This is a genomic window from Streptomyces sp. NPDC042638, from assembly GCF_040647235.1.
Classification (GTDB): domain Bacteria; phylum Actinomycetota; class Actinomycetes; order Streptomycetales; family Streptomycetaceae; genus Streptomyces; species Streptomyces rameus.
In genome coordinates, this window is the sequence record NZ_JBEZBT010000006.1 from 64,346 (window position 1) to 77,236 (window position 12,891).

Here is a 12,891-nt window from a genome sequence, read left to right on the forward strand (position 1 = left end):
TCACCTCGTCTTCGGCCCGAGCGGCGGGCGTGGATGCGATGCCGGCCGAGTCTGTGAAGGTGTCTTCCACATCCCTCACCCGACGTGGCAACACGGGCCGCATCCGGGTGACCCCGCATCCGTTCGGGTGCGCGGGCGGGAATAGGCGCAAGGTGCGGTGCCGCGCACCGGGCGCGCAGCACGGAAGGAGCCGTCGTGTTCGAGGCGGAGGTGGCCGTCGTGGGCGGGGGAGCCGCCGGACTGTCCCTGGCCCATCGTCTGGCCGGGCCGGTGCGGGGGCTGCGGACGCCGTCCGTCGTGCTCGTGGACGCGCCACCGGGCCCCCTGAGCCCGCCGCGCCGCACCTGGTGCTTCTGGGAGCCGGGCCGCGGACGCTTCGACGCGGCGCTCACCGCCTCCTGGCGGCACCTGCGGGTACGACCACCCCGGGGCGGCCCCATCGAGGGCGACCTGTCGCCCCTGCTCTACAAGATGATCCGCTCCGACGACTTCGCGTCCCTGGTCCGGCGGGACCTGGCGCGCAGCCCCAACGTGCGGTGTGTGCAGGCCACCGTCGAGACGGTGGAGGACGTCGAGGGCGGCGCTCGCGTCCGGCTGCGGCACACCGACGGCGCAACAGGCGTACTGAGCGCGCGATGGGTGTTCGACTCACGGCCGCTCGGCAGCCTGCCGGCCGCCCGCACCACACTCCTCCAGCACTTCCACGGCTGGTTCGTCCGCACCGCGCGGCCGGCCTTCGACCCCCGCACGGTCGACCTCATGGATTTCCGCACACCACAGCCCGCCGACGGCCTGTCCTTCGGGTACGTCCTGCCCACCGGACCGCACGAGGCGCTCGTCGAGTACACGGAGTTCTCACCGCGGCCCCTCACCGACAGCGGCTACCACGCGGCGGTACGGCACTACACCCACGAGGTCCTGCGTCTCGGCGACACCCGTGTCCTCGCCACGGAGACCGGCGTCATCCCGATGACGGACGCCCCCATCCAACGACAGGTCGGGGCCTCGGTGTTCCGTATCGGCGCCGCAGGCGGCGCCACCCGCCCCGCCACCGGCTACACCTTCGCCGGCCTGCAACGCCAGACCCGGGCCGTGGCAGCCGCCCTGCGCCGGGGACACCGGCCGGTACCACCGGCCGCCCACTCCGCCAGGTCCCGCGCCATGGACGCCGTACTGCTGCGCGCCCTCGCCACCGGCCGGGTCGACGGTCCCGCGCTGTTCTGCCGGCTGTTCGACCAGGTACCCATGCCCCGGCTGCTGGGATTCCTCGACGGACGCACCCGGCTGCGCGAGGACCTGTCCATCGGCCTGCGCACCCCGGTCGGCCCGATGCTCCGCTCGGCGCTCGAACTGCCGGGCCTGCCCCGCCGCCCCTTCGACTGGCCCCGCCCGCCTCTGGAGACCACATGACCCCGCTGCGCGACGACGATCTCACCGCCGCGTTCGACCACGCCGCCCGCAGCTACGACGCGCTGGTGGCCGCCAACCCCGGCTACCACGCCCAGCTCCGCCGCTCGGCGCGCCGGCTGGGCCTGCCGGGACAGGGAGCGGGCCTGCGCCTGCTGGACCTCGGCTGCGGCACCGGCGCCTCGACGGCCGCGCTGCGTTCCGTTCTGCCGGCCGCGCGCATCACGGCCGTCGACGCCTCCGCGGGCATGCTGCGGCGGGCCGCCGCGAAACCCTGGGCGGGCGGCGTGACCTTCGTACGGGCACCGGCGGAGCGCCTGGCCGAGGCCGGGGTGAGCTGCCCGTTCGACGCGGTCTTCGCCGGCTACCTGCTGCGCAACGTGTCCGATCCCGACGCCGTCCTGGCCGCCGTACACGGCCTGCTCGTGCCCGGCGGGCGGCTCGCCGTGCACGAGTACACCCTCAGCGGCCGGCGCGCCGACCGCCTGCTGTGGACCCTCGTGTGCCGCGGTCTCGTCCAGCCGGCGGCGGCCGTGCTCGGGGACGGCGGGCTGTACCGCCATCTGTGGCGCAGCGTCGTGGAGTTCGACACCGCGGGCCGCTTCGCCGCCCGCCTCCGGGCGGCCGGTTTCCAGGACGTCCGGACCCTGCCGCTGCCGGGCTGGCACACCGGCATCACCCACACGTTCGTCGCCCGCCGCGCGCAGGCCGTGCGATGACCGCGTCCGGACGGCCGGGAGGCGCCCGGCACGGCCGGGACCGGCGGGCCCGACGGCTGCCGGCCCCGCCGGGCGAGCGGCGCGTCGACGGCGACCGTCCCACGACCGCCGTCGTCGGCGGCGGCATCGCCGGTCTCGCCGCTGCCACGGCGCTCGCCGAACGCGGGGTGGCCGTGACGGTGTACGAGCGTCAGCCGTACCTCGGCGGTCGCGCCGGGGGCTGGCCGACCGGCCTGCGGGACGGCACCGCGGTGACGATGAGCCGTGGCTTCCACGCCTTCTTCCGCCAGTACTACAACCTGCGCGGACTGCTCCGTCGCACCGACCCCGGGCTGCGGCGGTTGACCGGCCTGCCCGACTACCCGCTGCTGCACGCGAGCGGGACGCGGGACAGCTTCCGTCACGTGCCGCGCACCCCGCCGTGGAGCGCCCTCGGCTTCGCCGCCCTCAGCCCCTCCTTCACCGTGCGGGAGCTGCGGGGCGTGAACCCGGCCGCGGCCCTGCCATTGCTCGACGTCCGCGTCCCCGAGATCTACGACCGGCTCGACCGCACCAGCGCCCATGACTTCCTGGACGCCGTCCGCTTTCCCGAGCAGGCCCGGCATCTCGCGTTCGAGGTGTTCTCGCGGAGCTTCTTCGCCGACCCCCGGCTTCTCTCCGCGGCCGAGATGGCGCTGATGTTCCACATCTACTTCCTCGGCTCCGCCGAGGGCCTGCTGTTCGACGTGCCGAGCGCGCCGTTCCCCACCGCCCTGTGGAACCCCCTGGCCGACTACCTGCGGCGGCACGGCGCCGAGGTGCGCACCTCCACGGCCGTCGAACACATCACGCCGACAGGCAGCGGCTACCGGGTGACGACCGATCAGGACGAGCGCCACCACGACACCGTCGTCCTGGCCCTGGACACCGCGGGCCTGCGCGGGGTCGTGGCCCGCTCGGAACGGCTGGGCGACGCCCCGTGGCGGGAGCGTGTCGCACGCCTGCGCACCGCCCCTCCGTTCCTGGTGACCCGGCTGTGGCTGGACCGCCCCGTGGCGCCGGAGCGGCCGGGCTTCCTCGGCACGGGCGGGTTCGCGACCCTGGACAACATCAGTGTGCTGGAACGCTGGGAGGACGAGGCCGCGCGCTGGTCCTCGCGCACCGGGGGATCGGTGGTCGAACTGCACGCCTACGCCGTGTCGGCCGGGGCGGCCCGGGACGTCGAAGAGAAGCGCCTGATCGAGCAGATGCACCACGTCTATCCCGAGACGCGCTCGGCCGGGATCGTCGACGCCCGGCATGAATGGCGCGAGGACTGCCCGCTGTTCCCGGTGGGCGGCTACCGCGACCGGCCGACCGTCCGCACCCCGGATCCGGGTCTCGTGGTCGCCGGTGACCTGGTCCGCACCGACCTCCCCGTGGCCCTGATGGAACGGGCCGCGACGACCGGTTTCCTGGCCGCCAACGTCCTGCTGGAGCGCTGGGGGCTGCGGGGGGTGTCCCTGTGGACGGTCCCGCACCGCGGCCGCAACGCCGTGCTGCGCGGGCTGGCCAGGTGGGGCCGGGCGGAGCCGGGCGGGACCCGAGCGAGCCCGGTGATCCCGCCTACCCCCGCAGCCCCGCCCCCTCCCCGGCCCAGGGGAGGGGATCAGCCGTGATCCACACGGCCTTGGCGGACCGGTTCGGCCGGGCTCCGCGGGGGGCTTGGCGCCGCGGTCCAGCCCGGGCCCGCGCGGGCTTGGCGGCGGGGATGAGCCGACGCCCGCACGGCCTTGACGGCACACGGATCGGCCGGGACCCGCCGGGACCCGCGCGGGCGTTCAGCGGTGCGGATGGGCCAGGGCTCGCGCGGGCGTCCAGCGGTGCGGGTGAGCCGGGGCCCGCACGGCCTCCGTCGCGCGCCGATCGGTCGGGCCCCGCACGGCCTCCCGGCGGCGCGGATCGGCCGGGGCCCGCACGGCCCTGGTGGCGCGGTTCAGCCGCGCTCCGCGGGGGCTTGGCGGCGCGGTCCAGTCGGGGCCCGCGCGGGCCTGTGGCGTGGATCGGCCGGGATCCGCGACGGCTCGGCGGTGCGGGTCAGCCGGAGCCCGGTCGGGGCCTTCAACGGCGCGCCGATCAGCTGGGACCCGCGCGGGCTTGACCACGCGGGTCAGCCGGGGCCCGCGTGGGCTTGGCGGCGGCCGGGGCCCGTGCGGGCGTTCGGCGGTAGTGGATCAGGCGCGTTCCGCGCGGACGACCACCGCGTAGGAGCCGAGGCCGATGAGGCGCTCGCCCGCGATGTCCCCGAGCGCCGTGTACAGGGTGAGGACCTTGCCCGACACGGGGTCGAAAGCGACGTCCCGGACGGTCCCGTGCTCGACGCCGTGCTCGGTGAGCACTCGGCTCCCGACGGCTCCCCGGTGTTCCGGCGTGTCGTCCGGCACCGGCTCGTCGGCGACCCGCGCGTGCACGATCACGGCGTCGTGCCCCACCGCCTCCACCGCGCTCCAGCCGACGACCGCCCGGTTCTTCGGCGCTCCCGCCAGCCGCAGGCAGGCGACGCTCCTGGTACGGACGTCGATGGTGAGGTCGTCCACCGTGCCGAGGGTCACCGCCTCCTCGGCGGTGATCACCGGCAGGCCCCTGGTCCGCGTGAAGAGCATCATGCGAGGCCTCCCTCCCGTGCCGGGGCGTCCGCGGGCGGTTCGGCGGCACCCGCCCGGAACGCCTCCACCTGGGCGCCGAAGCTGGGCAGCTCCTCGGCGACGAAGTGACGGGCCTGCGCGGGCACCACCATGGCCTCGCCGGAGACGGCCAGCGTCTGCCCGCGCGGGACGAACACCTTGCCCCCTCCGCTGTGGAAGTGATCGGCGGCGGCGATCTCGAAGCCGACCACGGTCCCGCTGGTGCCGGCCTCGACGACCACGTCGCGCACGGTGCCGATCCCGGTGCCCCGGTCGGTGATGACGGGCGCACCGATCACCGGGCCGCGTCCCACCGCGTCGGACCCCAGGACCGCGTCCCGGCCGTCGAGCACCGCCTCGCTGGGAATCATCACGGCGGCGGGCCCGAGCGCGTGGACGGCCGAGAACGGCAGGCTCCGCTTCAGCGGTCCGGCCAGCAGCCCCCGGCCACTGAGGGTGAAGCCGGTGATCCGGCCGGCCCCGGCGTCGAAGACGGTGTCCTTGACCCGCGCCACCGCGTCGCCGCCCAGGGTCACGACCTCACGCCCGGTCAGGTCCGACGCGAGCATCAATGTGATCACCGCAGACCTCCCCGGCCGGACCGACGGCCTCCGCGCACCGCAATCACCGTCCCGGCACGTCGTTTCGCCTGGACCGTCAACGCCGTCGCGGCGACCGCTCCGATCACCATGAGCACCAGGACCAACCAGCCCCACCACACCATTGCCGACCTCCTCCGTGGCCGTGTATTCCCCGTCCCGGCCTTCCCTGTCCTCCGGTTGCCCGCAGGGCCGCCGGGGCACGCCTGGAGAGCGGGCCGGGCGAGCCGCGAGGGCCGGGACGGTTCGCCCGCCGCCCGCCTGGGCACTCGGTGATGCCCATAGTCAGCTTGGTGAACCGGAGGCGCACATGGCCGTTCGGCATCATGTGATCAAGGCCGACCCCGCTGTGGTGTGGGACGTCCTCGCGGACGGCCACCGGTACGCGGAATGGGTCGTCGGCACCGGTGAGTCCCGGCCCCGGCGTGGCCGGTGGCCGCAGAAGGGCGCGTCCCTCGCGTACGAGATCCGGCTGGGACCGATCCGGCTGGGCAACGAGACCGTCGTACGGTACTGCCGGGAGGGCTCCCTGCTGGAACTGGAGATCCTCGCCGGCCCGCTGGGCACGGCCCGCTTCTCGATCGAGCTGCGGGAGTGGGGCGAGGACTGCCTGGTCATCGCGGACGAGCATCCGCTGCGGGGGGCCGGGGCGATCGTGCACAATGTCGGCGTCGAGGCGCTGATCCAGCTGCGCCACCGCTCCATGCTCGCCCGGCTCGCCCGCTGCTGCGAGGAGACGGCGGACAGGCGCCGGGATCCGTTCGCGTGGGAGGCGCCGGGCGCGGAGGGGACCGGCCGTGCCTGATGCCGTGGTGATCGGAGCGGGGCCGAACGGACTGGTGGCCGGCAACCTGCTGGCGGACGCCGGGTGGAGCGTCCAGGTGCTCGAGGAGCAGCCGGAACCGGGCGGTGCGGTCCGGCACGACCGAGGAGTCCATCCCGACTTCGTCAACGACCTCTTCAGCTCCTTCTACCCCCTGGCCGCGGCGTCCCCCGTACTCTCCGCGCTCCGCCTGGAGGACTGCGGGCTGCGCTGGAGCCACGCGCCGCACGTGCTCGCCCACCCGCTCACCGACGGCCGGTGCGCCGTACTGGACCGGCGGATCGACACGACGGCCGCCTCCGCCGAGGCCTTCGCACCCGGCGACGGGGCGGCCTGGCGGCGGCTGTTCGAGCTGTGGCAGGCCCTGCGCCCGGACCTGTTGAACGCCCTGTTCACCCCGTTCCCGCCGGTCGTGCCGGCGGCGCGGCTGATGTGGTCCCTGCGGGCCGCGGGCGGTCTGCGCGCCGCCCGGACGCTCGTCCTGCCGGTGCGCAGGCTGGGGGAGGAGGAGTTCCGCGGCACGGGCGGCCGGCTGCTGCTGGCCGGCAATGCCCTGCACGCCGACCTCGCCCCCGAATCGGCGGGCAGCGGCGGCTTCGGCTGGCTGATGTCCATGCTGGGGCAGACGTACGGCTTCCCGGTGCCGGTCGGCGGTGCCGGCGCCCTGACCGAGGCGCTGGTCCGGCGGCTGCGCCAACGCGGTGGAGAGGTCCGCTGCGGGCAACCGGTGCGGCGCGTCGTCATCCGGGACCACCGCGCCGTGGCGGTGCGTACCGAGGCGGGCGAGACGGTGCCCGCTCACAGAGCCGTACTCGCCGACGTGGCCGCGCCCGCGCTCTACCAGGACCTCGTCGGCCGCGAGCACCTGCCCCCACAGGTGCTGGACGACCTGCGGCGTTTCCAGTGGGACTTCTCCACCTTCAAGGTGGACTGGGCGCTGGACGGGCCGGTGCCGTGGCAGACCGCGGAGGCCCGCCGTGCCGGGACCGTTCATCTGGCCGACGGTCTGGACGAGCTGACCCGCTTCGCGGCGCAGATCGCCATGCACCAGGTGCCCGACCGGCCCTTCCTCCTCTTCGGGCAGATGACCCTGGCGGACCCCTCGCGTTCCCCCGAGGGCACCGAGTCCGCCTGGGCGTACACGCACCTCCCGCGTGAGATCCGGGGGGACGCGGGTCACGAGGGCATCACCGGCGACTGGGGTCCGGCGGACCAGGAGCGGATGGCGGACCGGGTGGAACGCCAGGTGGAGCGGTTCGCCCCGGGCTTCCGCTCCCTCGTCCGCGCCCGGCGCGTGCTCGCGCCGCCCACCTTCCAGGCACTGGACTCCAACCTCTCGGACGGCGCCGTCAACGGCGGCACGGCCGCACTCCACCAGCAACTCGTCTTCCGTCCCGTACCCGGCACCGGACGTCCGGAGACACCTGTCCCGGGCCTCTTCCTCGCCTCCGCCGCAGCCCATCCCGGCGGAGGGGTGCACGGTGCCCCCGGCGCCAACGCCGCACGAGCCGCACTGTGCGCCCACCGGACCCCCCACCTGGCCGGCGCCCAGCGGCTGCTCGCCCGCCGGGACCGCACCGGACGCACACGCTGAACGGACACCCGGCCGACGGCGCATCCGGTCGTCCGGTGAATCGGGAAGAGATGCACACGGGAGGAGAGGCACGGACGGGCGGGCGACGCCCGGTCAGGGAGGCCGGCGAGACGGCCGTCCGGAGGGGGCCGGGACCTGAGCCGCGCCCCCGACCAGCTTCTCCAGCCCCCTGGAGAGCCGAGAGAAAGGCCGAGCCCGTGCGAAGCGGTCCCCTGACGAACCGGACTGTCGTGGTGACGGGTGCCGCGCGCGGCGTGGGGGCCGCGCTCGCCTACGAGGTCGCCCGGCGAGGAGCGCACCCCGTCCTGCTCGGGCACGAGAAGGACCGGCTGGACGAACTGGCCGCACGGCTGCCCGCGCGGGCACTCGCCATCGAGGCGGACGTGACCGATCTGCCGGCCCTGGAGCGGGCCGCGCGAGAGGTACGGCACCGCCTCGGGCCCCCTTCCGTCGTGATCGCCAACGCCGGCGTCGCCGCGGGCGGCCCGCTGACCGCCACGGACCCGGCCGAGTGGCGCCGGATCATCGACGTCAACCTCACCGGCAGCGCGCAGACCGCGCGGGTCTTCCTGCCGGACCTGCGGGCCACGGCCGGCTACTACCTCCAGATCGCCTCACTCGCGTCCTTCGGCGCCGCTCCGATGATGAGCGCCTACTGCGCCTCCAAGGCCGGCGTGGAGGCCTTCGCGCACGCCCTGCGCGCCGAGGTCGCCGCCCATGGCGTCGCCGTGGGCATCGCCTACCTGAACTGGACCGACACCGACATGGTGCGCGACGCCGACCGGTACCCGGTGCTGCGCGAACTGCGCGCCCACATGCCCGGCCCCGCCCACCGGGTGTACGGAGTCGAGGAGGTCGCCGCCCGGATCGTGCGCGGCCTGGAACACCGTCGGACAGCCGTCTACGCACCGCCCTGGCTGCGGCTGGTGCAGCCGGTGCGTGCCGCCCTGCCGCCGATCGTGCTGCGCGTCGCCCGTCGGCATCTGCGGCGGCTGGAGGCCGTGGACCCGCTGACACCGACCGGACCGCTCGGTGCCGGAGGCGAGGCCGACCACGCGGCGGCGCGACACGCCCCGTGACCCGGAACGAGCCCGCGTCCCCTCACCCCCCAGGACAGCGCCATGCAGACCTTCCTGCCCGACCCCGACTTCCGGCGCTCCGCCCTGCTCCTGGACCGTCGACGCCTGGGCAAGCAGCGCGTCGAGGCGCTCCAGGTCCTGCGCGGCCTGACCGTCCCCGGATACGGCTGGCGAAGGCACCCGGCCGTGCGGATGTGGAGCGGATACGAGGAGGCCCTCGTCCGGTACGGGCTGGAGATCTGCCGGGTGTGGCGGGAGCGGGGACACCAGGACACCTGTGCCGCGTCACTGGTCGCCGGATACGCGGCCGACCGCCCGGGCGCTGCCGTACGCGACCAGCCCGCGCTCGCCGCCGCCGGGGAACTGCCCCCGTGGCTCGGTGACGAGGCGTTCCACCGCAGCCACCGGTCCGCGCTCGTCCGCAAGGACCGGGAGACCTACGCGGACGTCTTCCCGGGCGTTCCGGACGACCTGCCGTACGTCTGGCCGTCCTCCGACCGGGCGGGGTCCGCACGCGTCCTCCCCGGCCCGTGACACGAGGGCCGACGGCTCACAGCTGAACAGCCGACAGCCGACGCTCGCGCCAGGGGCGACGTCCGCGCCCGTCGACCGCCGGTGATCGCGCTGCCGTACCGGTGACCGCGCGCGGACCGGTCGCCGGTCACGCCTCCGTCAGGTCAGCCGCCACCTCCCGGGCCGCCCGTGCCCCCGACGCCAGCGCCCCCTGCACCGACCCCGTCGCTCGGTGGTCGCCGCACACATACCGCCCCGCCGCCCAACGGGTGCGGCGACTGAGCGGCAGCCCCGGCTCCATCGCGGGCAGCGCCTCGGCGACCGTCCGCGCGGTGAGCAGGTCCCAGCCCGCGGTGTCGGCGTCGTAGCACTCGGCGAGAGCCTCCCGCACCGTCCGCTCCCGTCCCGCGGCGTCCACGCCCAGTACGGAGGTCGCCACCAGCGCGTACCCCCGGGGCGCGTGACCGGGGTGCACCTCGGTCAGCACACAGCTGTTCGCGAAACGGCGCCGCACGTCCGTCATCAGGGTCGGCTCCCGCAGCGGGGAGCGGGGCGCTAGGTGGTAGTACGTGGTGACGGTGCGGTACGGCGGCAGGCCCAGGCCGGGCAGCAACCGGGCCGCCGCCGCGGGGCTCGACGCGACGACCACGGCACGCGCCGCCATCTCACGCCCCCCGTCGACGACGACACCGTCGTCCGTGAGGGCGGTCACGGGCGCCTCCAGAGCGAGCGCGCCGGGCGGCAGTCCGGAGGCCAGCAGCTCCGGCACGGCCGCCACGCCCCCGGCGGGCAGGCAGATCGTGCCGCGCGCCATGCTGCGCCAGACCAGGTGGAAGAACCTGCCGGAGGTCGCCAGGTCCTCCTCCAGGAACACCCCGGACAGGAACGGGCGGAAGAAGCGTTCGACGAAGCCCTCGCTGAAACCGGCCGCGGAGAGGGCGCGCCGGGTGGACGTGTCCCGTGCCCGCCGGACCAGCGCGGCGGGGCCGAGCATGTCCCAGCCGGTGACCGCGGCCAGCGCCGCCAGGTCACGCGGCCCGGCCACCCCGTCGGCCATCCCGCGCAGCGCCTGCCGGGGCGCCCGCGTCGGATCGGAGAACCGCAGCCGCCGCCGGCCGGTGTGCACCAGGAAGCCGGGGGTGAAGGGGCGCAGCCGCAGCTCCTTCAGCGGCAGGCGCCGGCGCACCTGGGGGTAGGCGGTGTTGAAGACCTGGAATCCCCGGTCCACCACACAGCCGTCCACCCGGTCGGTCCGCATACGGCCGCCGACCCGGTCCTGGGCCTCCAGCACGCTCACCCGCAGCCCTCTCGCCCACAGGTCCCGGGCACAGGCCAGCCCCGCCAGTCCGGCGCCCACGACGACGACGTCGTACCGCTCCACGCCCCGCCTGCTGCTCACGTCGCTCCTCCTCGCGGTCGCACGCCCCCGCGACGGGACGCTCACGCAACGGTTCCCGCCCACGCCCGGCACCGGATGCGGTGAGGGACGGGTGGATGACGGCCCGGAAAGCAACGTTCGGACCCGGTCGAGAGCGCTGGCGACCGGGCCCACCCGCGCGGGCGATCGGGCCTGCGTGCGCGGGCGACCTGGCCCAACCCCCGCGGGCGACCGGGCCTACTCGGCCGCCGGCCGCGGCTCCCCGTCTCCTTCCGCGGGCGCCGTCCCCGGACCGTGGGCGGCGGCCGTGCCGAGGGGCGCGCCGCCCACGGCCGGGCGCCGTACGACCAGGCTGCTCACCTCGAAGCTCATCTCGGTCGTGCCGGGGAGGGGCCCCGGGTGATAACCCCCGGCGCAGACGGAGAGGTTGACGATGAGGTAGGCGTGCCAGGCGCGCCCCACGCCCCGCCCGTCGGCGAAGACCCGCGTGCCGTTGAGCCACCAGACCACCGAGCGGCGCCCGAACTCGGTGCGCAGGTCCACCCAGGCACCCGGCTGGACGGCGTCGTCGTGGAGGTAGTGGTTCGCGCCCCGTACGTGGTTGGTGAACTCCAGGATGTCCTGGTTGTCAGGGTGGTATTCGAAGACGTCGATCTCCTGGTCACCGTCGCGCCAGGTCCAGATGGCCGGCCAGGCGCCGGTCTCCCGGGGCAGCCGCACGCGCGCCTCCAGCACGTCTCCCGTCCGGACGGTGAAGCCCTCCTCGCTGTCCTCGGTGGTCAGCAGGCCGGTGTTCCACCTTCCGTCCGGTCGGCGGGTGGCGCGGAACGTCCCCGAACGGCTGTAGTCGGCGTCGCTCACCAGGTAGTCCAGTTTGTCGTCGCCCGGATTGACCGGGCCGCCTCCCGGATAGGCCCACGAGCGGCCGGCGACCCACTGGGCGGTGGAGGTGAAGTCGGCCGTGAACACCACGTCCGACGGGGGCGGGTCGCGCGGGGCCGGCAACGGGCCGCGCGCTCTCGGTTCGCTCATGCCCGATGCATGACCGGTGGTGGCCCGGTCATGCGTCCGGGTGCGCCCGGGACGGCGAAATTGCTCCGTCCGGGTGAACGGCGCGGGCTGGCGCGGGTTGGCGCGGGCTGTGCGCCGCGCCCGCGGCCCGACGGGTTCGCCGCCGGAACTCCGGGCACCACACGGCGGAGGCGCCACGGAGGCGGTCCCATGGCGGACACTGAACGGGGAACGGGAGGCGGCGATGGTCATGGACGTCCGCGAAGAACTGGGCAGGGCACTGTTCCGGCGGGTGGCGGGCCCCGACGGACCGGTCAGCCGCGCCCGCATCCACCAGACGCCCGGCCCGCGCTGGTTCGGGCCCGACCGCCCGATCCGGACGGTCCACGGTGACGCCTCGATGTTCATCGGCGGGATCAGCGCCCTGCTGCTGCAGTCGCTGCACCCGCTCGCCATGGCCGCCGTGGCCGCCCACTCCGGCTATCGCGGCGACCCCTGGGGCCGGCTCCAGCGCACCAGCACCTTCCTGGCCGTGACCACCTACGGCACCGCCGAGGACGCCCAGCGCGCGGTCGACCGCGTGCGCGGCGTTCACGAAGGGATCCGCGGCACGACCGACGAGGGGCGCGCCTACCACGCGGCCGACCCGCATCTGCTCGGCTGGGTGCACGCGGCCGAGACGGACTGTTTCCTGCGTGCTCACCAGCGCTACGGCGCCCGCCCGGCGCAGGCGGCCGACTACGACGCCTACGTCGCCGACACCGCACGGGTCGCCGAGGCACTGGGGGTCGTCGACCCGCCCCGCGACCGCCGTGCCCTGACCGAGCGCCTCGCCGCCTACCGGCCGGAGCTGCGGGTCACCCCCGAAAGCCGCGCCGCAGCCCGCTTCCTGCTGCTCCGGCCTCCGCTGCCGCTCGCGGCGCGGCCGTTCTACGCCGGGCTGGCCGCGAGCGCCGTGGCGTTGCTCCCCCCGTGGGCCCGGAGCATGCTGTGGCTGCCCCGGCTCCCCGTCGTCGAGGACATCGCCGTACACCCCACGGGGCAGGTCCTGACCAGGACCATCCGCTGGGCCATGGCGGCGCCGCGGTCGCGCACGGGCTGACCGCCCTCCACTGCCGGACCGGCC

12 protein-coding genes are annotated in these 12,891 nt (G+C 75.3%); 8 read left to right on the forward strand and 4 right to left on the reverse strand.

The window, feature by feature from the left end; all coding sequences use genetic code 11:
- Positions 1-195: 195 nt before the first annotated feature.
- From AB0B40_RS07490 to AB0B40_RS07500, 3 genes are read left to right on the forward strand one after another with little or no spacing between them, the layout of a single operon-like run.
- Positions 196-1,410 (forward strand): lycopene cyclase family protein, encoded by a 1,215-nt coding sequence (locus AB0B40_RS07490; protein ID WP_362263469.1) that lies wholly within the window; start codon positions 196-198, stop codon positions 1,408-1,410.
- The gene (locus AB0B40_RS07495; RefSeq protein ID WP_362263470.1) at positions 1,407-2,126 is read left to right on the forward strand and encodes a class I SAM-dependent methyltransferase; all 720 of its coding nucleotides are present in this window, start codon (positions 1,407-1,409) and stop codon (positions 2,124-2,126) included. Before AB0B40_RS07490 ends, AB0B40_RS07495 begins: the two co-directional genes overlap by 4 nt.
- Positions 2,123-3,763: an FAD-dependent oxidoreductase gene (locus AB0B40_RS07500; protein ID WP_362263471.1), complete on the forward strand. Its 1,641-nt coding sequence runs from the start codon at positions 2,123-2,125 to the stop codon at positions 3,761-3,763. Before AB0B40_RS07495 ends, AB0B40_RS07500 begins: the two co-directional genes overlap by 4 nt.
- A 555-nt stretch (positions 3,764-4,318) precedes the next feature.
- Here the strand turns inward: AB0B40_RS07500 and AB0B40_RS07505 are convergent.
- Together AB0B40_RS07505 and AB0B40_RS07510 are read right to left on the reverse strand one after the other, a co-directional pair.
- Complete coding sequence (locus tag AB0B40_RS07505; protein ID WP_345051652.1) at positions 4,319-4,750, reverse strand: PRC-barrel domain-containing protein; 432 nt, start codon at positions 4,748-4,750, stop codon at positions 4,319-4,321.
- Entirely contained in the window at positions 4,747-5,349 is a 603-nt protein-coding gene (locus tag AB0B40_RS07510) for a PRC-barrel domain-containing protein (protein ID WP_362263472.1), read from the reverse strand. Before AB0B40_RS07510 ends, AB0B40_RS07505 begins: the two co-directional genes overlap by 4 nt.
- 328 nt (positions 5,350-5,677) lie before the next feature.
- Here AB0B40_RS07510 and AB0B40_RS07515 point away from each other — a divergent pair, with 328 nt between their 5' ends.
- The 4 genes from AB0B40_RS07515 to AB0B40_RS07530 all read left to right on the forward strand — a co-directional run bounded on the left by AB0B40_RS07515 (position 5,678) and on the right by AB0B40_RS07530 (position 9,397).
- The gene (locus AB0B40_RS07515) at positions 5,678-6,172 is read left to right on the forward strand and encodes an SRPBCC family protein (RefSeq protein WP_345051647.1); all 495 of its coding nucleotides are present in this window, start codon (positions 5,678-5,680) and stop codon (positions 6,170-6,172) included.
- Entirely contained in the window at positions 6,165-7,784 is a 1,620-nt protein-coding gene (locus AB0B40_RS07520; RefSeq protein WP_362263473.1) for an NAD(P)/FAD-dependent oxidoreductase, read from the forward strand. Before AB0B40_RS07515 ends, AB0B40_RS07520 begins: the two co-directional genes overlap by 8 nt.
- Before the next feature lie 197 nt (positions 7,785-7,981).
- Entirely contained in the window at positions 7,982-8,863 is an 882-nt protein-coding gene (locus AB0B40_RS07525; protein ID WP_345051641.1) for an SDR family oxidoreductase, read from the forward strand.
- Positions 8,864-8,905: 42 nt separating this feature from the next.
- Positions 8,906-9,397 carry an MSMEG_6728 family protein gene (locus AB0B40_RS07530; RefSeq protein ID WP_345051638.1) on the forward strand — a complete coding sequence of 164 codons (492 nt, stop codon included), beginning with the start codon at positions 8,906-8,908 and terminating at the stop codon, positions 9,395-9,397.
- A gap of 127 nt (positions 9,398-9,524) precedes the next feature.
- Here the strand turns inward: AB0B40_RS07530 and AB0B40_RS07535 are convergent, their stop codons facing one another.
- Both AB0B40_RS07535 and AB0B40_RS07540 read right to left on the reverse strand, forming a co-directional pair.
- On the reverse strand, positions 9,525-10,775 hold the full coding sequence (locus AB0B40_RS07535) for an NAD(P)/FAD-dependent oxidoreductase (RefSeq protein ID WP_362263474.1): 1,251 nt from the start codon (positions 10,773-10,775) through the stop codon (positions 9,525-9,527).
- A gap of 216 nt (positions 10,776-10,991) precedes the next feature.
- Positions 10,992-11,786 carry a family 16 glycosylhydrolase gene (locus tag AB0B40_RS07540; RefSeq protein WP_362263475.1) on the reverse strand — a complete coding sequence of 265 codons (795 nt, stop codon included), beginning with the start codon at positions 11,784-11,786 and terminating at the stop codon, positions 10,992-10,994.
- A 223-nt stretch (positions 11,787-12,009) separates the two neighbouring features.
- On the opposite strand from AB0B40_RS07540, the gene AB0B40_RS07545 reads away from it, so the two are divergent.
- Entirely contained in the window at positions 12,010-12,867 is an 858-nt protein-coding gene (locus AB0B40_RS07545) for an oxygenase MpaB family protein (RefSeq protein WP_362263476.1), read from the forward strand.
- The last annotated feature ends 24 nt before the right edge of the window (positions 12,868-12,891 follow it).